The 19,621-nt window shown below is 63.3% G+C and carries 18 protein-coding genes; 8 read left to right on the top strand and 10 right to left on the bottom strand.

What is annotated here, in order from left to right; all coding sequences use genetic code 11:
- Nucleotides 1–183 precede the first annotated feature (183 nt).
- From FHW96_RS12970 to FHW96_RS12960, 3 genes are all read left to right on the top strand, one after another.
- Complete coding sequence (locus FHW96_RS12970; RefSeq protein WP_371815709.1) at nt 184–1,362, top strand: glycosyltransferase family 4 protein; 1,179 nt, start codon at nt 184–186, stop codon at nt 1,360–1,362.
- Between the two features lie 201 nt (nt 1,363–1,563).
- Entirely contained in the window at nt 1,564–1,887 is a 324-nt protein-coding gene (locus FHW96_RS12965) for a hypothetical protein (protein ID WP_172340989.1), read from the top strand.
- Nucleotides 1,878–2,117 (top strand): hypothetical protein, encoded by a 240-nt coding sequence (locus FHW96_RS12960; RefSeq protein WP_172340988.1) that lies wholly within the window; start codon nt 1,878–1,880, stop codon nt 2,115–2,117. Before FHW96_RS12965 ends, FHW96_RS12960 begins: the two co-directional genes overlap by 10 nt.
- Before the next feature lie 35 nt (nt 2,118–2,152).
- Here the strand turns inward: FHW96_RS12960 and FHW96_RS12955 are convergent, their stop codons facing one another.
- From FHW96_RS12955 to FHW96_RS12930, 6 genes are all read right to left on the bottom strand, one after another.
- Complete coding sequence (locus tag FHW96_RS12955) at nt 2,153–3,118, bottom strand: hypothetical protein (RefSeq protein ID WP_253950923.1); 966 nt, start codon at nt 3,116–3,118, stop codon at nt 2,153–2,155.
- Entirely contained in the window at nt 3,111–4,310 is a 1,200-nt protein-coding gene (locus tag FHW96_RS12950) for a DegT/DnrJ/EryC1/StrS aminotransferase family protein (RefSeq protein ID WP_305849697.1), read from the bottom strand. Before FHW96_RS12950 ends, FHW96_RS12955 begins: the two co-directional genes overlap by 8 nt.
- Before the next feature lie 119 nt (nt 4,311–4,429).
- Nucleotides 4,430–5,197: a CpsD/CapB family tyrosine-protein kinase gene (locus tag FHW96_RS12945; RefSeq protein ID WP_172340987.1), complete on the bottom strand. Its 768-nt coding sequence runs from the start codon at nt 5,195–5,197 to the stop codon at nt 4,430–4,432.
- Complete coding sequence (locus FHW96_RS12940) at nt 5,197–6,702, bottom strand: Wzz/FepE/Etk N-terminal domain-containing protein (protein WP_172340986.1); 1,506 nt, start codon at nt 6,700–6,702, stop codon at nt 5,197–5,199. Before FHW96_RS12940 ends, FHW96_RS12945 begins: the two co-directional genes overlap by 1 nt.
- The gene (locus tag FHW96_RS12935) at nt 6,699–7,904 is read right to left on the bottom strand and encodes a hypothetical protein (RefSeq protein WP_172340985.1); all 1,206 of its coding nucleotides are present in this window, start codon (nt 7,902–7,904) and stop codon (nt 6,699–6,701) included. The genes FHW96_RS12940 and FHW96_RS12935 overlap by 4 nt, the downstream gene beginning before the upstream one ends.
- Nucleotides 7,885–8,520 carry a polysaccharide biosynthesis/export family protein gene (locus FHW96_RS12930; protein ID WP_253950922.1) on the bottom strand — a complete coding sequence of 212 codons (636 nt, stop codon included), beginning with the start codon at nt 8,518–8,520 and terminating at the stop codon, nt 7,885–7,887. Before FHW96_RS12930 ends, FHW96_RS12935 begins: the two co-directional genes overlap by 20 nt.
- A gap of 218 nt (nt 8,521–8,738) precedes the next feature.
- On the opposite strand from FHW96_RS12930, the gene FHW96_RS12925 reads away from it, so the two are divergent.
- On the top strand, nt 8,739–9,491 hold the full coding sequence (locus tag FHW96_RS12925) for a WecB/TagA/CpsF family glycosyltransferase (protein WP_172340983.1): 753 nt from the start codon (nt 8,739–8,741) through the stop codon (nt 9,489–9,491).
- On the opposite strand, the gene FHW96_RS12920 is transcribed toward FHW96_RS12925, so the two are convergent.
- Complete coding sequence (locus FHW96_RS12920) at nt 9,403–11,070, bottom strand: hypothetical protein (RefSeq protein WP_172340982.1); 1,668 nt, start codon at nt 11,068–11,070, stop codon at nt 9,403–9,405. The two genes, FHW96_RS12925 and FHW96_RS12920, sit on opposite strands and share 89 nt — an antisense overlap.
- A 357-nt stretch (nt 11,071–11,427) precedes the next feature.
- Here FHW96_RS12920 and FHW96_RS12915 point away from each other — a divergent pair, with 357 nt between their 5' ends.
- Nucleotides 11,428–12,705, top strand: a complete 1,278-nt coding sequence (locus FHW96_RS12915) for a glycosyltransferase family 4 protein (protein ID WP_216650882.1) — start codon at nt 11,428–11,430, stop codon at nt 12,703–12,705.
- Between the two features lie 3 nt (nt 12,706–12,708).
- Nucleotides 12,709–14,226, top strand: a complete 1,518-nt coding sequence (locus FHW96_RS12910; protein WP_172340980.1) for an O-antigen ligase family protein — start codon at nt 12,709–12,711, stop codon at nt 14,224–14,226.
- Here the strand turns inward: FHW96_RS12910 and FHW96_RS12905 are convergent.
- The 3 genes from FHW96_RS12905 to FHW96_RS12895 are packed head-to-tail and all read right to left on the bottom strand — an operon-like array spanning nt 14,190 to nt 17,705.
- The gene (locus FHW96_RS12905; protein WP_172340979.1) at nt 14,190–15,509 is read right to left on the bottom strand and encodes an oligosaccharide flippase family protein; all 1,320 of its coding nucleotides are present in this window, start codon (nt 15,507–15,509) and stop codon (nt 14,190–14,192) included. The genes FHW96_RS12910 and FHW96_RS12905 overlap by 37 nt on opposite strands.
- A 38-nt stretch (nt 15,510–15,547) precedes the next feature.
- Nucleotides 15,548–16,696 (bottom strand): glycosyltransferase, encoded by a 1,149-nt coding sequence (locus FHW96_RS12900; RefSeq protein ID WP_172340978.1) that lies wholly within the window; start codon nt 16,694–16,696, stop codon nt 15,548–15,550.
- On the bottom strand, nt 16,680–17,705 hold the full coding sequence (locus FHW96_RS12895) for a glycosyltransferase family 4 protein (protein WP_172340977.1): 1,026 nt from the start codon (nt 17,703–17,705) through the stop codon (nt 16,680–16,682). Before FHW96_RS12895 ends, FHW96_RS12900 begins: the two co-directional genes overlap by 17 nt.
- On the opposite strand from FHW96_RS12895, the gene FHW96_RS12890 reads away from it, so the two are divergent.
- Entirely contained in the window at nt 17,682–18,032 is a 351-nt protein-coding gene (locus tag FHW96_RS12890; RefSeq protein ID WP_172340976.1) for a hypothetical protein, read from the top strand. The two genes, FHW96_RS12895 and FHW96_RS12890, sit on opposite strands and share 24 nt — an antisense overlap.
- 294 nt (nt 18,033–18,326) lie before the next feature.
- Nucleotides 18,327–19,601, top strand: a complete 1,275-nt coding sequence (locus FHW96_RS12885; protein ID WP_172340975.1) for a glycosyltransferase — start codon at nt 18,327–18,329, stop codon at nt 19,599–19,601.
- Nucleotides 19,602–19,621 lie beyond the last annotated feature (20 nt).

The raw sequence follows: 19,621 nt of genomic DNA, 5'->3' as shown, positions 1-19,621 counted from the left end.
AGACTATCGCGCGGGTCTCCTCAATCTATCCTCCTGCTTTTCACCACCAGCGAGAGAGAGACTGGCATGACCGGAATAATGCCTGCCGGAATTTCGGCCCCATTACGACAATCGGAAGGGATCTTGCCCTCCGCCCTGCCCTGGTCGCCCGAGCCCCGCGGCGGGACGGATTGGAACACCCAGGTGCCGCGCGGCCTGCGTGTGGCGCTGATCGGCAATGCGCTGCCGCGCCAATGCGGCCTGGCCACCTTTACGACTGATCTCGAACAGGCTCTGCACGTAATGCCACAGGTCCGGGAAACCGCGATCGTGGCGATGAGCGATCCGGGGCAGGACTATCTCTATCCGCGCAAGGTTTGCCAGATCGTGCGCCAGAACCGGCGCGAAGATTATCACGCAGCGGCCGAATTCATCAATGACAAGCGGTTCGATGTCGCTTGCCTCCAGCACGAGTTCGGCATATTCGGCGGCGAAGCGGGTGGCTATATTCTCGATCTTGTCGAACGGCTTGATATGCCGCTGGTGGTCACGCTCCACACCGTGCTTGACCGCCCCACGCCAGCACAACGGCTGGTCATGGCGCGCCTGCTGGATATGGCCGCCTGTGTGGTGGTGATGGTCGGCAAGGGCCGCGACATGCTGGTCGAGCATTATGACGCCGATCCCGAACGGATCGCGGTGATCCCGCATGGCATTCCCGATGTCGAATGGACACTGCCGGCCGTGGCAAAGGCGCGGCTGGGCTATAGCGGACGGCGGGTGATCCTGACCTCTGGCCTGATCGGCCCCGGCAAGGGTGTGGAGACCATGATCAAGGCAATGCCTGCGGTTCTGACCGCTGTTCCCGATGCGATCTATGTGGTGATGGGAGCCACTCATCCGCACCAGTTGACAACAGGCCGTGATGCCTATCGGGAATCCCTGATGGCGCTGGTCCGGGATTTGGGGATTGAAGAAAATGTGGCGTTTCTCAACCGCTTCTTCGACCAGTGCGCAATGCTGGACCATATCGGCATGTGCGATGTCTATGTCACGCCCTATCTGCACGAAGCACAGATGACCTCGGGGGCGCTGGCTCTTTCGCATGGCATCGGTCGTCCGGTGGTTTCAACGCCCTATTGGCATGCCGCGGAATTGCTGGCCGATGGTTCAGGGCTTCTGGTGCCGTTTGACGACACGGTTGCGCTGGGGCGTGGCGTGGCCGATCTGTTGGGGAACGATGCCGCGCGCATGGCTCTGGCCCGCCGGGCCTATGGCGCCAGCCGCCCGACCACATGGGCCAATACGGCGCGGCGCTATGCACATGCCTTTCGGAACGTCAGCGCGCAGGTGGGTTCCACCAGCTTCAGGCGCTCCGGCTAGGTGCCGGATCACACCGCGTCGCTGGCCAGCGGGGGGGGCACGCGGCGATCGCGGCATGACCCGACATGTTCCTTATAGGGACCTTGCCTGCCGGCTTCACGCCTCGGAAACTACGCAGAAAATTTGCGTCACATCACATGGACCCGAAATGGACAGCACCCCATACCCCCCGGCCCGCCCCTCTTTCCAAGGGAGCAAGCCATGACCACCACCGGCAAATCCGCCTATATGCCCTATCGTGGCAACGCGCACCGGTTGAAAGGAGCCTCGCCACTTACCCCCCAGTATCTGGAACGGCAAAGCCTGATTGCCAACCTTGCCTATATGCATTTCGGCAACAGGGATCATGCAATCGCTTTTCTGAATGCGCATAATGCCTCGCTGGGAGCCAAACCCCTCGATCTGGCCGGCGACAGTACTGAGGGATACGCGGCGGTCCATGGCGAGATCCTGCGACAGGCGCCACGCAAAGCCGGAGCCATTCCCTTCGATACAGCCATCATCAAGGAGCCCTTATGCCAATAGAAGCCACCGATCTGGAACGCCGTGTGCTGGCCCACGAGCGTATTTTGCAAGCCCTGATCCGGCACCTAGCCGAGGGCGACCCGCATATATTCGCCAGGCTCAAAGATACCTTCGGCACTGGCCACGATCTGGGTGAGCATGATCAGGATCATGTCTCAACCAACCAATATGGCGATCAATTCATCAGATCCATCGAAGCGGCCGTGGCAAGAGGCTCTGACGTAAGATAAAGCTGCCCGCGCCCTCTGGCCCAATCAGCCCCCAATCACAGCCCGGCAGGCGGTATCAGTCGCAGCAACAAGGGCAGTCCATGACGCCACAGGGCGCTGGCCCGCTGGCGCGGGTTCAGCGACCGGGCCAGTCCGGCTATCTGGCTGCGGCTTAACCCTGATCTTTCGCAAAAGAAGGGATGGCGCGGCCGCCGGGCAAAATAGCTGAAGAAGAAGGCGACGCGGTCGGCCTTGAGCGCGGGCTTGCCGCGATGGAAATATTGGGCCGTCTCACAAAACAGAACCGTGCCCGCCGGTCCCTCGCAACTGACCAGATCATCCTCATACCCAGCCCCCAGACGCGCGCCCAGCAGGGCATCGTCGGCCAGCAGATAGTGATAGCCGCCAGCCCCGCCCTGAACCGGATCCTTGCGCCGGATCATCTGGAACGGGCCGCCATCGCCCGAAACATCATTGCAATAGACCGCCACCTTGACCGTGCGGCGATCCTCCCAGTCCAGATGCCATCGACGCGGCCCTTCGACCGGGGCACCTGCCACCGTGTACATCAGCGTCACCCCGTCATAAGCGACCCCAACGCCCAGATAGGCCTCCACAATATCCAGCAGCCTGTCGTGCAGGCCCCATGCGAACAGGTTGGGATGGGCCGCCACCGCATCGGGCGAAACCATCGTGTAATCGGTGCCTTGAGCCGACTGTCGCCGCGCATCATCGGCAAAAGTCGCGCCCAGCGCCTGCCCTTCCCGCAGCAGTTCCTGCCAGCCCGGAACGCCCAGTTCGGCCAGCGATGTCTTGTACATCCCGTCGCGGCGCAGGCCCTCGACGATCTTCAGATCAAGGCCCGCCAGTTCAGGCAGCTTGTTACGATGCCGTGACAGCGCCCTGTCATGCGAACGCATCAGGCGGCGGTTGACCACGCCCATATTGGCGCATCGCAACGCCATGCGCGCCGAGGCATCGCCCAGCCACCTTTGGCTCTTTTGCAGCGCCCGATCAAACATCGGCCAGAATGCCGATGGCGCGGTCGACCAGATCGTCGCTGAGGTTGGGATGGATCGGCAGGCAAAGGATCTGGCGGGCGATGCGGCGCGCCACGGGCAAAGGCTGGCGCGCGGAAGGCAGGTCGCGGTAGCCGGGCATGTCGCAGATCAGCGGGTGAAAATAGCGCCGCGCCATGATCCCGGCGGCATGCAGCCGCGCACACAGCGCATCGGCATCCATCGGATAATCCTGTGTGACGAGAACCGGGAAATAGGAATGGTTGGGCCGGACCGCATCATCCATGCGAAAAGACACAATGCCCGCCACATCGCCCAAGGCCGCATGATAGCGCGCGCTGATCTGCGCCCGGCGCGCCAGAATGCGGTCCATATAGCCCAGTTGCAGCAAGCCAAAACCGGCCTGAAATTCGTTGAGCTTGCCGTTGATCGACGGACTGGCCATCGTCATGTCATCGACAAAGCCGAAATTGCGCAGCCGGTCGATCCGGGCCTTGGTGCGTGCGTCGGGCGAAATGATCGCGCCGCCTTCCACCGTGTTAAAGACCTTGGTGGCATGAAAACTCAGGGTCGAAAGATCACCATGGCTCAGCACGCTCTGTCCGACGACCTGCACGCCAAAGGCATGAGCCGCATCATAGATGACCTTGAGGTCATAAATGTCGGCAACCTGACCGATGGCGGTCACATCGCAGGGGTGGCCAAAACAATGGACCGGCAGAATGGCGCTGGTCCGCTCGGTCAACGCCGGTTCGATGGCCGCGGGCGAGAGGTTGCAGTCATGCTCGTCAATATCAACAAACACCGGCGTTGCCCCCACCAGCCGCAAGGCATGGGCCGTGGCCACAAAGGAAAAGGGTGTGGTGATCACCTCTCCGCCGATTTTCAGCGCTTGCAATGCAAGCCACAAGGCCGTGGTGCCGTTGGACACCAGCGAGAGATGCGAAACCCCCAGATGCGCCTCAAGCGCGGCTTCGAGCTGTTGATGCAAAGGCCCCGAATTGGTCAGCCAGCGATTGGCCCAGATCACTTCCAGATAGGGCAGATATTCGGCCAGCGGCGGCATGAAGGGCTGGGTCACCGGGGTTGGCGGCTCACCCGACACCCGGGCCAGCCGGGGCGCGGGATGCGGGCTATGGGGCAGAAGCGAAGCAGGCCATTGGCTGGGTGTCATCCGTCCATATCCATCCGTCATGAGGGCCGACACGGTTTCACGCGGCGGCGATTGCATCAGAACATGCGTTATAAACCTACGATAACCACGCGAAGAGACAGGCTATTGCGTGGTGAAAACAAGGACCATGGTCGCCCCGCCTATCGCCCAACATCGTAATAGCCGTAGTCATAGCCGGTATGCTGACCCGTCATCGAACGGTTCAGCACCGCGCCAATCACCCGCGTCGAACTGAGCAGGCGCCGCACCTCGATCACATCGCGCTCGGTCGTGCGCCCCTCTTCAAGCACCAGCATGATACCGGCGGCATGGCGCGAGATCAGCATGATGTCGTCCAGGATCAGGGCGGGCGGCGTGTCGATAATGCAGATCGGCTGATCAGGGGCGGCGCGGACCGCCTGCATCGCACCCGCCAAACGGTCGGATGCCAGCAGGCTGGACGATTGCAGGCACCGGGCACGCACCGGATAGAGCTTCAGATTCAGCCCGGCGACCTTCTGCCCCACGTCCGGCCACTCGCACCGTTCGGACAAATAATCATCGACGCCAGTCTTTACCGTAAGGCCAAAACGCTCGCCAATGGTGGGTCGCCGCAGATCCAGATCGATCAGCACGGTGGGATGGATCAGGCTGAGCGCGCAGGCCAGATTGGCGGCGACAAAGCTTTTGCCATTGCCCGCCTGCGTCGAGGTGACGGCCAGCACGCGCCCGCCATCGGCATAGAAACCGCTCATGATCTGCGAGCGCAGCAGAATGAAGCTGCGAGCGCGCCTGTCGGCGTCTTCCAGCCCGAAGATGCCATTGGCCAGCAGCAGGTTGCGGTCAAGCGCAACCTCTGCCGGCCCCCCTGCCGCAGGCTCCGCCATATCCATGGCCGCAGAGGCGGCACTATGCGTCATCATGATCATCAGTTCGCCCTCGCCTTGTTAAATGTCGTGGCAGCCCGCAGGCGCCAGAGCGCCAGTCGCGCGGGCCATCGTCCAGCGCGCGCCGGCAAAGCTGCATTGGGGCCGGATTTCAGCATGGGAATCACCGCCAAAGGCGCCGCGCCCATCAGACGGGAAACCGCGTTCTCGCCGTGGATCGGGCCAACCGTAAATTCCCAGAGCATCACCCCGATCAGCCCGAGCGTCAGCCCGCCAAACAGGCCCCACATGGCCATTTGCACCCGCCTTGGGCGAATTGGCGCGTTGGGGAGGCTGGCCGCATTAACGACGGAAAAGCGCTCGCCCTTGTCTTCGGCCTGAAGATTGGCGGCGATCTGGGCTTCCATCTGCTTGTCGCGCACATCCTGATACTGACGCTTCAGATTGTCGTAATCGCGTTCCAGATTGTTGAGTTCATAGGACGCTTGCGGCGCCAGCGCGGTCATCCGCTCCATCTGCGCAATCGAACCGACCAGTTCGCCGCGCCGCGCGCCCAGCGTGGCGATGCGCGAGCGGCCTGCGGCGATTTCGGCGGCAACCGCCCCGCCGCCCGGCATGAGAGGCATCGCGGCCTTTGCGGCCTGGCGTTGACGAACAACGGCGGCCCGGGCGGCAATCACATCAGGATGGGTGTCGGAATAGGTCGCGCCCAGTTGGGCCAGGCGCTCCTCGGCCCGGCGCAGACCGTCATATTCGGGCCGCGGCGCCGAGGCGATTTCCACGCTGCGCGCGGCCAGCAGGCTGTTTTGCTGCATCAACCCTTGCGTTTCCGCGTCCAGCCGGGACACTTCGGCGCGCAGGGCAGATCCCGCTTGCGTGCTGAGCGCCACCTGATTGGGCAAGGCGCCGGCATAACGGCTTTCTATCATCCGGCGTTTGCCTTCCAGATCGACCATCTGGCTGCGCAATTCATCGACCCGGCGCGCCAGAAAACCGGCCGCCCCGATTGCCTGCTCGGTCGACAGGCGCTTGTCCTCGGCCATGAACATGGCAACCAGCTTTTCGGTGATGTCATGGGCCGTGGCCGCGTTGGAATAGGTATAGGACAATTCAAAGGCGATGGTGTCATTGACGCCGGACTGGCGTTGCGGGCCGCTGGCGCTGACCAGATCGACAACGACGGCCTTGCGCATCAAGGCCAGCACATCGTCAAACGGCAACTTGCGCCTCTGGTTTTCATACAGGTCCGCATCCACGATCAGCTTGGTCAGATTGGCCCGACTGACTATCTGTTGCCGGATCCTGGCCACGCGCTCGGTGGCATCATTGGTCGAACGGGGCGGCGCGAAGCTGGTCAGAACCTGAGAGGATTGGATCAACAGTGTGGCAGAAGACCGATAGGTCGGCGTCATCAACCAACCTAGCGCCGACGCCAGCGCCACCCCGGCCAGCGCCGGCAGCACCAGCCACCACCGCCGCCGAAACAGGATCGCATAGATCTCACCCGGTCCAATGACCCTGACCATTTGCGGCATATCTTCGTTCATGGGTGTGCCCCCAGTTGATAATGCAGTTGAATGCCGAAAAAGGCCGCGCCAATCCTCTGTCCGGAAACAAGCTGGCGCTGCAGATACTGGATGGTCCCGCTCAGCGTGACATGGCGATCCACCGCCCAGTCGAGCATCAGCGTATGGCGCATGGCATCGGTGGCGCCGTCCTGCCCGATGCCCGATGGTGCCTGTGACAGGGCGGGGCCGATCCGGGCCGAGCGGCGATATTCGCTGTTGGCGCGCAGCACGAAATGCTCGCCCATGGGCTGACGCAGGGACAGGATCACCGTGGCATCGCGCCGCAGCCCGCCAAAACCGCTGATCTGCGAATTGAGTGTGGCGGTCAGGCATCCGGTCAATCGACGCGATTTTTCTTTATCCTCGCGGCACAGATCGACCCTGCCCGCCAGCAGCGTGCCGGCCGACTGCCCCCCCCCGCCCGTCCTCTCGGCGCCCAGTTCGGCAATAAGACTGGAATGCTGGCCCAACTGGCGCTTGAGCGTGGCATAGATGGCCGCGCTGTTGATGGAGCCCAGCCCCGCCTGCGCATTGACCGTATCGCGCAGCCGCAGGCCAAGGCTGGTCAGCGGATCGGTCCGGCGGGCATAGGCCACGCCCATCGTCAGCACATCGGCATTGCGCAACATCGGACTGTCGGCATAGGCGATCCGTTCATAGCGGATCTCGGGCGCAATCAGGCTGTATGGGTCGGGGCGCCATGCGGCATCCGCCTGCGCATACCAGTCGTTGCGGATGCCGCGCGGGTCGCTGGCCACATCGGCGCTGGCCGAAAGTATGTCGATCGCCAAAGAGCGCTCAAACCCGGCCGCCGCGCCGATGGAAAGAAAATCGCTGTCACGATAGCGCCCCGCCATACGGGCCTCGCCCAGCACGTAATTGCCGTAAAGCCGGTTATAACGGCGGTCGGTGATCGTGCCGCCCACGTCCAGTGTCGACCCGCGCGGTGAGGTCATTTTCACACCGGGCGAAACCGAAACCTGCGCCATCATCGCCCCAACATTATTGCCGGAAAGCAGAAAGGGATCGGGCGATGTCACAACCGACATGTCCACCGCCAGCCTTGGCTGGGTCTGGCACTGAGCGGACATGGCGCAAAAGGCGGGAGCCGCGAGCAGCAGCCAAGGGCCATGGGTGCCCGCCTGCCGGTTGCTCCGGGCATCAAGGAACGACAAGAACATCGCCGACCCCCAGGACCGGCAAAGGCGCGGGCAATTGCCCCGGCGCGCTCCTGCGCGCGCCCCTCAGCACGTCCGACAGACGCAGTTGCTCGACGATCTGCCCCTGTGCGGTCTGGCGCAGGATGATGGCGTGTTTCACATCGGCAAAATCGGCCAGCCCCCCCGCCATGCTCAACGCCTGAACGACATTGACCGCGCGGCCCGAAGAAAAACCACCCGGCGTACGCACCTTGCCCATCACGTAAAATCGCATGCCCGCCGGCTCATGCACCGCCACGGTGACATCGGGCGGGGCCTGACGATAATTGGGGGCGATATTGGTGCGGATCTGGGCGGAAATCTCGCGCACGGTGCGATGGGCGGCAACGATCTGCCCCGCCAGAGGAAAGGTGAATGTGCCGTCGGGCAACACCCGCACCATGCGTTGCAGTCGGTCCTCGCCCCATACCAGAACGTCGAGATCATCGCCCGGATTGACGTGATACTCCGGGTCAACGCCCTGGGTCGGACTGTCCATGGCCTCTGCGATGGTCTGTGCGGCCAGATGGCCCGCGCCGCCCCATAGCGCTGCGGCAAGACAGACCACAGTTCCCAAAGTCGGCATTCCAGATCGCATGACGCGCATATGGTCAATCCCCGTTTCTGAAGGGGCACACTACGATCAAGCCGGATGCCGCGTCAGTCGTGCAAGAGTGGTCCCAATATTCACCATGTGGAAAATACGAGAGGCAAAATGCCGTGGCGCAAAATGCCATGGCAGGACCACCCTGACAGAACACAGGAAATACAAATCGCAACAAAACCCTATGTTTTCCGGAAAACAGGGGTAATTCCATGAAAGAAAACGAACAGGATCAGACATCCCAATTCATCGACCTGAATTTTGCCCCGCACGATCAGGATGATGTCTTGCGCGATGTCGAAGGACGCGCGCCTTTGGCCAGCTTTGCCTATATCGTCACGCCCAATGTCGATCATGTCGTGCGCCTGCAACATGACCGGTCCGATCTGTGGCCGATGTATCGCCTTGCCTGGCTTACCCTTTGCGACAGCCGCATTTTGGGGCGATTGGCGCGCAGGGTCGGATTGCGCCTGCCCGTCGTGCCGGGCAGCGATCTGACCGTTGCGATGTTTCGCCGGATCATCCGCCCCGACGATGCCATCACCGTCATCGGCGGCAGCCCGGCCATGGTCGAGAGCCTGCGCCGCCTGTTTGGCCTGACCCGCCTGTTGCATCACAATCCACCGATGGGTTTCATCCAAGACGCAGCCGCCACACAGGACGCGGTCGATTTCGCCATTGCCGCACAGGCGCGCTATACGTTCCTTGCGGTCGGATCGCCCCAGCAGGAAATACTGGCCTATCGCATCGCCCGCACGGGCAGGGCAAGCGGCGTTGGCCTGTGCGTGGGGGCCAGCCTGCTGTTCCTGACGCAGGCGCAACGGCGCGCGCCCGCCATCGTCCAGCGCCTCGGCATGGAATGGCTGTTCCGCCTGCTCAGCGACCCGCTGCGGCTGTGGCGACGCTATCTGGTCGAGGGGCCGCTGATTTTTGCGATCCTGCGCGAATGGCGTCTGCGGCAATAGGCTGTGCGCCCAGCCATGCCATCAATGCGGCATAGCGCGGCGAACTTGTCTGATGCACCGATTCCAGCGCCGACCAGCTGCCCCATTTGCTGGAGGCGCCGATGATGCCGAAATTCATGAACAAGCTCCCCCCTGCCTCGGCAAACGCCCTATAGTTGCTGGTTTCAAGCGCGGTGATTTCGGGCCTGCGCTGTAATTTTGTCAGGAAATCAGTGTAGGCGGGATTGTCATGCTGCGATGGCGGGGTGGATTCGCCAAACCCGCTCTCATACGTCACCAGCCGCAGCCCATAAGCCCGCGCCTGCGCGCCGTGATAGCGATAGAGCGGCGTGTTGAACGTTGCGATCCGCGTGCGCAGCGCATCCAGAGCGCGGCCATATCCGCCATCGGCATCCTTCCACCAGTCTTTGACGGTGGGAACCGCCGCGTCGGTGTTCATCGTCCCATCGTAATAGCCGGTGATCGCATATTCATCGACATAATCGGCCGCGCGCAACGGATGTCCATCGCCATCGCGCCAATGCCGGGTTTCCAGCGCCAGCGTTTCAGGCCCGCGCCAGTCGAACTGCGCCCCCAGCACCATGGCCACCCGGCCCGGTTCATCTGTGTGCAGCAAGGATTGGCCAAACACCTGTTTCCAGACGATCCCCACCTGCGCGGCGCGCATGCCATACCATTCCTGCCCCTCACCATCCGGGCCAAAGGCGATCCGGGCCTGCGCTCGGGCATAGCGCGACTGGGGAAAGATCGCGTTCCACACCTCGTTCGACAATTCTACATGCAGTTTCAGATCGGGCCGCAAATGGGCGCGCACATAGGTGGCAAAGCCGCGAATATAATCGTCGCTGGCGTTGATGGGCATGTTGAACCACGGCTGGGCGCCGGTGCGATTGGCCAGTTGCACCATCGCCTCGACCGGCATGCCCCGCCCCCCATCGCCCCAATGCATTGCCGTCGGCACCGGCCGGTCGGCCCAGTCGAGCAAAGGCGCATGGTCGATGACCTCCTCGCTCTGGGGCCGTCCCGCGCCATCGGGGGCAAAGACCGCATTGGTGCGCATCCAGTCCATGAAGCGCAGCACCCGAAACGGCGCGATCCGCGCGACAAATTCGGGCGAGAAGGTCTGTCCGGCCCGATAGAGTGGCAATTCCTCTTCACGCACCACACGGATATTGCGGACGCGATCCTCACCCGCCGCGCCAGGGTCCAGACGCAGATAGAGGTTGCCCTTGCCCCCCGCCATCGCATCAATCCGCCCCGCCCCGCGCAACAAGACCCGCGCGCCATCCACATCCAGCACCGTAAGAGGCGCGCCTCCATCATAGAGGATGGCATAGCGCGCGCCGGGCAGCGCGGCGGGATTGTCATGCAGGACATTGACCACCAGCCATCGATAGCGGTGATCCCCCGATGGCCCGAAAGCGAGAGGCCAGCCATCGCCATCGAGCCGAACCGCCTCGCCCGTGTCGTAAACGCCCGGCGCCTGGGGCAACCAGACGCCCGCCGATTTCATCAGGTCCAGCGTGGGCATGGCACTGCTCCAATAGGCCAGACCGTCCAGATTGGTGCCCATCGCCATGCGCCCCGGAGACGCTGCACTTTTCTCCGCCTTGCAGCATGCCCCCGCACACAGGATCATGGCCAGCGCCATGGCCCTGCGGCACAGGCCGCTTTTTATGACGGCGGCTTGTCTTGCCGGAATTTTCCCCACGCAATTTTCCCCTCCCAATGGCCATGATCGGATGTTGCGGGCCGCGCCCCTATGCTGGCCACCCATGGCACAAGAACCGACCGGGCAGGGCATGATCGCGGATGAAGCCCCGCCCGGCCGGTATAGCCAGCCAACCCGACCCTGACAGGTCCCTTGATTATGGTGGTTGAAATGACCGGGCAAAATCTATCACAGCCACCGTCAAAAAGCGCAAAACACAAGGTCTTGCTGCTGGCCGAAATCGCCAATCCCGATATGGTCAGCGTGCCCTTGATCGGCTGGTGCATCGCACAGGCCCTCTCGCGGCAAGCCGATGTCCATCTGGTCACCCATATTCGCAACCGCGATGCGATCACCGCGCTGGGCTGGCAGGAGGGGCGCGATTTCACCGTCATCGACACCGAGGCGGTGGTGCGCGCCATCTTTCGCGTCGCGCGCAGTCTGGGCGCCAGCGACAACCGCGGCTGGACCATCTATCAGGCGCTGGCCCCCATCGGCTGCTATGCCTTTGAAAGGGCGGTATGGAAGCGCTTTGGCCAGGCGATAGAGGCGGGCGAGTATGACATCGTCCACCGCCTGACCCCGATGAGCCCGACCACGCCGTCATGGCTGGCGGGGCGGCTGCGGCGCACGGGCGTGCCGCTGGTGGTGGGGCCGTGGAATGGCGGGCTGCCATGGCCCGCCGGATTTGCCGCCCGGATGATGCGCGAACGCGAGGGACTGTCTGCCCTGCGCGGCGTTTACAAATGGCTGCCCGGTTATACGGCCACGCGGCGCCATGCCGCCGCCATTCTCGCCGGATCGCTCCATACCCTGTCCGAATTGCCCTCTGACGCGCGCGCGCGCAGTTTCCATCTGCCCGAAAATGGCATCGACCCCACCCGATTTAACATGCGCCGGACCAGACGCGCCAGAGCGCCCTTGCGGGGTGTCTTCATTGGACGGCTGGTGCCCTACAAATGCGCCGATGTCCTGATCGAGGCGGCCTATTGGATGCTGCGGCGGGGCGATCTGCATCTCGACATTATCGGCGACGGGCCGGATCGCGGCTGGATATCGGAACTGGTCAGGACGCTGGATCTGGAGGATGCCGTGACGCTGCATGGTCAGGTCGAACATCGAGAGATTCAGTCGCTGCTGGTCGAATGCGACTTCCTTGCCTGCCCCAGCATCCGTGAATTCGGCGGCGGCGTGGTGCTCGAAGCGATGGCGCTGGGGGTGGCCCCGATTGTGGCCGATTATGGCGGCCCGGTCGAACTGATGAATGACGAAACCGGCATACGCGTCCCATTTTCCGGCCAGCATGACCTGATGACAGGCTTTCGCGCGGCCATGGAAAGGGCGCTGGCCGATCCGGCGATGCTCGACCGGTTGGGCAATGCCGCCGCCGAAAGGGTGGCGCAATTGTTTACGTGGGAGCGCAAGGCCCGTCAGATCATCCGTCTCTATGACTGGGTTCGGCAGGGCGGAACGCCCCCGGCCCTCCTGCTGGCGACGGCTTGAGGCATGGCGATCTATGTCATTGCGGCGCTCAGCCTGCTGATCCTGTGGGGCGCGGCGCTCTTGCCGGGGCGGTTGCGCCATGTCACCGGCACGCATCAGATCATCGCCGCGCTGGCCTTGCCGACCATCGGCACATTTGGCGGCAATTACCTTGTCTTTGCCATGGGGGTCATGGGGTTGATGGTGGTTGCCCCCGGCCTGAGCATGGCCGGTGTGCTGCTGCCTGCGGCCGGCGCGATGGAATTGCGGCGCAGGCTGTTTCTGATGTGTATGCCTCTCATGCCGTTGCTGACCTATACGATCGCGGCCGGCGGGTTGACCTATGCTCAATTGACCTATGACCATCTGCTGGGCGCGGGGTTTGTGCTGGCGATGCTGCTGGCGGGGGAAAGGCTGCGCGAACCGCGCCTTGCGCGATGGGATGGCCTGTTCGCACTGATGATGCTGGTTCAGGCCTTCATGGATTGCCGGGGCAACAATGTCACCTACTCAATCCGGGCCTGTAACCAGATCATCCTCAACCTTGCCCTGCCCTATGTCGTGGTCAGCCGGGCCTTTGTCCGCTCGCGCTCGCCCAATGATCTGATGCTGGCGGTGGTGATGGGCGGCGGCATTCTGGCGCTGATCGCCAGTTTTGAAGCGCCGCGCCACTGGTTGCTCTATGACACCATGCCTCAGACAACAGGCGCCGATCCCGAAATCGGCTCAGGCTATGTCAAGCAACGCGGCGGCTTGCTGCGCAGCCGCGCCACCTTTCCCGAATCCACCGGGCTTTCGATGTTGCTGGGCATGGATGTCGTGCTGCTGGTGGCTTTGCGGCGGCATCTGGGCTCATCCATCGCCTTTGGCGCGGCGCTGGCCGTGTTGACGACAGGCATGTTCTTCACGCTGGCGCGCATCTGCTACATCGTGGTCGTGGTGGGGCTGATCGCCGGGCTGGTCCAGAAACGCAAGTGGCTGGCGCTGCTCGGCATGGCGGCGGCAATCCCGTTATGCGCGGGGGCGCTGCTCATGCTATCCCATGCGTTCCCTATACTGGGCGCATCGATGGGAACCGGAGACGATGCGGCAGGCTCAGTCGATTACCGATCGGAATTGCTGACATCGGGGCTGAAGCTGATGGATGACCATTGGCTGATCGGGCAAAGCATGGAGAATATCTATGCCCATCTGGAGCATCTGCGACAGGGCGAAGGCATCATCGATCTGGTCAACCAGCCTTTGACCATCCTCATGCGCAGCGGGATCATCGGCGCGGCGCTGTATTATGCGATACTCGTTGCGGTGTTGACGGCCCTGTTCCTGCGCGGCCCCCGGTTGGAGGGGCATGCCAGCGCCGCCGCGACGGGGTGCTTTGCCGGTCTGGTTGGCATGATGGCCAGCCTGACCACCACCAGCTATGGCCGCAACGAGGCAAGCTATGTCCTGCTGCTGGCCGCAGGGGCCGGACTGGTCAGCCGGGCTCAGGTGGTCATCACCCGGTTTCAGCCCGCCCGCCATGCCAGCGACAGCGCGCCATAGAGCAGGTTCCCCGTCATCCCAAGCACAATGCCCAGCAACAGACCCGCAAGGATCAGCGCCTCCTCGCCGATGCGCAACAGCCCGGCCCGGCGCAATTCATACCAGCAATAGACCTGCACGGGCAGTTCGATGCAACCGACCGCGACCACCAGACCGAGCGGCCCAAAGCCCACAAAGCCCCCCACCCCCGCCAGCAACAGCCAGACCAGCCGCACCAGATTGGCATAGAGCAGCGTATGGATGCGCCCCACAACAATCAGCACCTCGCGCGCGGCGTAATTGTTCATCGCAATGGCCGGGGCCAGAGCCAGAGCGCGCAGATAGGTTGCGGCGGCCTGATAGCGCGGATCATAGAGCAGATCGACCAGCGACGGGGCCATGGCGATGAACCCGCCCATCGCGATCATATAGAACACCATCATCGCGCGCTTCTTGTCATAATAGGCCAGCGCCAGTTGCCCGGGGCCTTCGCGCTGCGCCCGCGCAAAGGCGGGCAGCAGGATGCGGCTGGGATAGAGGGTGGTAAAGCCGGATGCCGCGCCCGACAGATTGACCGCCAGCGAATAGAGGCCAAACAGCCCCAGCGGAAAGATCCGCGACAAGGCGATCTTGTCCACATTCGAGAGCAGCACCTGTATCGTATGCGCCCCCGCAATCGTGCGGCCAAAGCGCCACAATTCGCGCGCCTCATGCGCATCACAGGCAAAACGGCGCGCGGCATGGGGAAACAGCGTATAGCTGAGCAAAGACTTTATCCCCGTGCCGATCAGCCCCGCCCAGATGATCGCCCAATAGCTGTGCAGCCACAGAGCCAGCGCCACGCCCGCCACGGTCTGGGTCACGGCGCCGGCGATGTCGAGCAGGCTGAGCATCGCGAGCTTCTCGTCCCGCACCGCGGTAAAGGGCGCCAGAGAAGAGCAGCCATCCAGCACGAATTGCAGCGCCGTGACGGCAATCGCCATCCCCAGCTCCGGTTTACCCAGCGCCCCGGCCAAAGGCCCGGCAAACGCCGCCAGCAACAGCGTCAAACCCGCGCCGCGCACCAGCCGGACGGTCCAGATGACATCAAGCAACCGCCCGTCATCCCCCCGCGCATGGCGGATGATATAGACCCCGAACCCCACATCCGAAATCATCAGCAGGATGTTGAGAATGGCCCCCGTCAGCCCGGTTACGCCAAAGTCGAGCGGGGACAGCACGCGGGTAAGGATGATCGTGCTGGCGATGCGCAGCAAGTTGGAGGCGATGATCGTGACCGCCACCAGACTGACCCCGCTGGACATCGCCCGCCGCCAAGCGGGATGCGTCGCCACAAAGGCCATCAAGCATCTGCGGCCAGCAGCGCCAGATAGCGATCCGCCACCTGCGCCGTACCGAACTGGTCCAGCCAGCCGCGCCGGATCGGCGCGGACGGCTTGTCCAGCGCGTCAAGCAAGGCCGCGCTCATCCCGGGCAGATCACCCACCGCCACCAGCGTCCCGCATTCACCGCCATTAAGCGCTTCGGCAGGACCAGAGGGGCAATCGGTGGCGACAACGGGCGTGCCAACGGCCAGAGCCTCGATCACGACATTGGCCAGACTTTCAAAATCCGATGACAGCACCATCAACTGCGCCTTGGCCACATAGGCATGGGGATTGGATACAAAGCCCAGCAATGCCACATCATCATCCAGCCCCAGTTCGGTGACGAGCGCGCGCAGCATATCGCGCTGCGCCCCATCGCCCAGGATGACCAGCCGCGCGCGCCTTTGCGCCCGCACCTGCGCAAAGGCGCGGATCAGCAGGGAAAAGTTCTTCTGCGGCTCCAGCCTTCCCACCGCGATGACGATGGGCGCGCGCCCGTCCGAGAACCACGGGTGGTCCACCGGCTCACGCGATTGCGCAATCAGCGCATCGCTGATGATGGGGTTATAGACGCAGGCAATGCCATCGGGATCAATGCGGATCACCTTGGCCAGATCCAGCGCCGTCCCGCGCGACACGGCCACGATACGGTCGGCAAAGGGATAGAGATAATGCGCCAGCGCGAAAAACCAGTAGCGCGAATGCCATGGCCGGGGGCTGGCCGCATCCACCGAGGGAAAGCAATGTTCGGTCAGCATCAGGCGAAACCGGACCCCCGCGATCCAGCGCACCACCACCGCATAAAGGTTGGGAAAGCCGAAGCTGGCGCACATCACCGCCCCCGGTCTTGCCTCGCGGATGTAGCGGCGGAACTTGAGCAATCGGGCGATCGGCCCGCGCGCGTCGAGCACCTCATAGCCGATGCCGTCGGGGATCAGACCTCGAAACGGCGAGTGGACATTGTCAATGTCCACCACGATGGCCGAGGTGATCCCCCGCGTCAGGAACTCCTCGGCCAGATTGAAGATAACCCTGTCCACGCCGCCATTGTGCAACTGGCGCGTGTAGAACACGATGTCGACCTGCGGGAATGCCGGGGCGCCCATCTCAGCGCACCGTTCCATGCGCGGCGGGCAAGGCCGAGGGCGGACATTGCCGGGCTTTCACAGCCCTGCGCGGCGATGCCCGGTTCTCGGCCTGCGCCGCCTCGTCCAGAATAGCCAGCACCTGGTCGGCCTTGGCGACCCAGCCATGGCCCGCCTGTTCCAGATGCGCGCGCGCCGCCAGCCCCATTGTTCGGCGCAGGGCCGGCGACAAAGTCAGGCGGCGCATGGCCTCCGTCAGGCCCGAAATCAGCATGTCCTGTGTCACCGGATTGACCAGCAGCGCGCAATCGGGGCTGGAATATTGCTCCGCCCCGCCCCATTTCAGCCCGATGACCGGCAGGCCCACCGCCATCGCCTCCATCATCGCCATCCCGCCGCATTCGCGCAGCGATGATGTGACATAGACATCGGATTGGCGCAGCAACGCCTGATAGCGATCCCGGTCGAGCCGGCCATGCAGGCGCACATGGCGCCCCAGCCCTTCGCGCGTGATTTGCTGGGCGATTTCATCATACAATTCGCCATCGCCCACCAGATGCAGCACCGCGCCGCCAGCCCGCGCCAGCGGCGCAAACGCATGCACCAGCAGCCGGATGCCTTTCCAGTCGACGAAACGGCCGCAAAAGATGAAAGCCACCGGCGCATCGGGATCGCGCGGCACGTCCGGGCGCGCCTTCCAGCGGTCCAGATCGACCGCGCTTTCCATCACCTGATGCACGCGCCCGCGATAGCCCCATGGCAACAGCGTGCGCGTCTGCTCATTGGCCACGATGAGAGCGGCGGCGCGTAATTTCCCCGGAAAGATCCAGTGCATAATGCCCGCCCCCCAACGCGCCGCGCCAATCGCCATGCGCACGAACATCCCGTCCATGCGCCGAAACGCCGGGGGCAGGTTCATCCCCCCGCTCATCGGGCCGATGACCACCGGCGCGCCCAGAGCGAACATCAGGCTGATCGTGCGCGGCGCGATGGGCGCAGGCTGGAACACGACATCGATGTCGAATTGCGCCACCATGCGTCTGGCCATGCGCCGCATCCGCCACTGCGTGACCAACTGGATCAGTTGATTGAAGATGAGGTCCTCAATCCGATAGGGGAAATAGCGCCCGAGCCGAAACAACGCCTTTTGCAAATGCGTATCACCGACAAATCTTACCTTTCCAAATTGCTCAACCGTCAATTCATCGCGCAGGCTTTCACGAACCCTTTCATGGCACAGGACATAAACATCCTCGCCGCGCTCGATGAATTTTTCGATATAGCAATGGGGAAGCAATGTTTCTCCACTGAGATGCAACGATATATTCTCTGCAATCAGCAAAATGCGCATAAAACCCCCGCAGCATGGCCATGAACGTCATGCCTGAGCGGCTCTCGCCCGGCGACACGGGCACCTTGATATGGGTTCTGCACCCCCCGCCACAGTCTGCAGCCTACGTTGGGCAATTACAGGAGGCATAAGGCCCCACAGGCTTTGCGGCCCGGTGATGGGCGGATGCCGCCCGGCCCTGCGATGCGACACGATGGCGATGGCGCCTGATCGGTCTTCGATGTCGGGCCAGCAGAATGGGACCTCCATGCAGCAACGCCCCTATTCCTTCGTGCATCGCGTTGATCGGCCGGTTTTGCCGGGCCGGGCGTCCCGATCATGACCGAAGCCATGATCACTGCGCGCAACATCGAACATGCGCAAGAAGCGGCGCCCGCCGCCAACCGGCCCCGCGTTGCCTATCTGACCAACGTCTATCCCAAGAACAGCCACAGCTTCATCCGCAACGAGATCCTTGCCCTGGAGCGACAGAATTTTGCCGTGACGCGGCTGACCGTTCGCGCTTCCCCCGATCTTCTGGTTGACGCCTGCGACCTGCACGAGCGCGACAACACTTTCATCCTGCTCGATGGCCGCATCGCGGTGATGCTGTGGCCCGCGCTGAAACGGGCCGCCCGCCGACCTAGGGCGTTTTTACGCGCTCTGGGCGTGGCGCGATCGGCCCTGCGGCACGGGGGCGCCCGATTGGTCCAATGCGCCGCCTATGTGCTCGAAGCCTGTCGGTTGGCCGACCGGATGGAGGCCGAGGGCATCCGCCACATCCATGTGCATTTCGGCACCAATCCGGCCACGGTCGCGCGCATCGCCATCCGCCTTGGCGCCTTCAGCTATAGCCTAACGATGCACGGGCCGGACGAATTTGACGCGCCCGAAAGGCTGCAATTGCGCGAAAAGGTGGCCGATGCCAGCTTTGTCGTCGCGATCAGCGCGTTCGGGCGCAGCCAGATCATGCGCTGGGCCGCGCCGGACGACTGGTCCAAGATCGCCGTCATCCGTTGCGGCAGCGGCCCCCAGTTCATGAACCATGTGACCCCGATCACCGATGCGGGACTGTCCGGCCATGCCCTGCTGTGCGTGGCGCGGCTCAGCCCGCAAAAGGGCATTCCGCTGTTGATCGAGGCCGTCGCCATGGTGGCATCGACGCGAGACCTGCACCTCAACATCATCGGCGATGGCCCGATGCGCCCCGAAATCGAGGCCCAAATCGCCGAACTGGGCCTGAACGGTGTGGTCACGCTGATGGGATGGTGCGATGCGCAAAGCGTCTGGCGGGCGATGCTGGCCGCGCGCGCCATGGTCCTGCCCAGCTTTGCCGAAGGGCTGCCCATTGTCATCATCGAGGCGCTGGCCTTGGGCCGTACGGTGATCTCGACCCAGATCGCGGGTATTCCCGAACTGATCGACCCATCGGTGGGCTGGCTGATCGCCCCCGGATCGGTCACAGCTCTGGCGGGGGCGATCAACGCCGTGCTCGATGCGCCGGGGGACCAGTTGCGCGCCATGGGCCATGCCGGGCGCGAGCGGGTCGAGGCAGCCCACGATCTGGACGAGAATGTCGCCGATCTGGCCGACCTTCTGCGTCCGCTGGCCTAGACGGTGCTGGCGCTCCTGTA

It is taken from the genome of Novosphingobium sp. SG751A, from assembly GCF_013149295.1.
GTDB lineage: Bacteria > Pseudomonadota > Alphaproteobacteria > Sphingomonadales > Sphingomonadaceae > Novosphingobium.
Note: the sequence above shows the minus strand (reverse complement) of the source record. Positions and strands in the feature narration are given on the sequence as shown.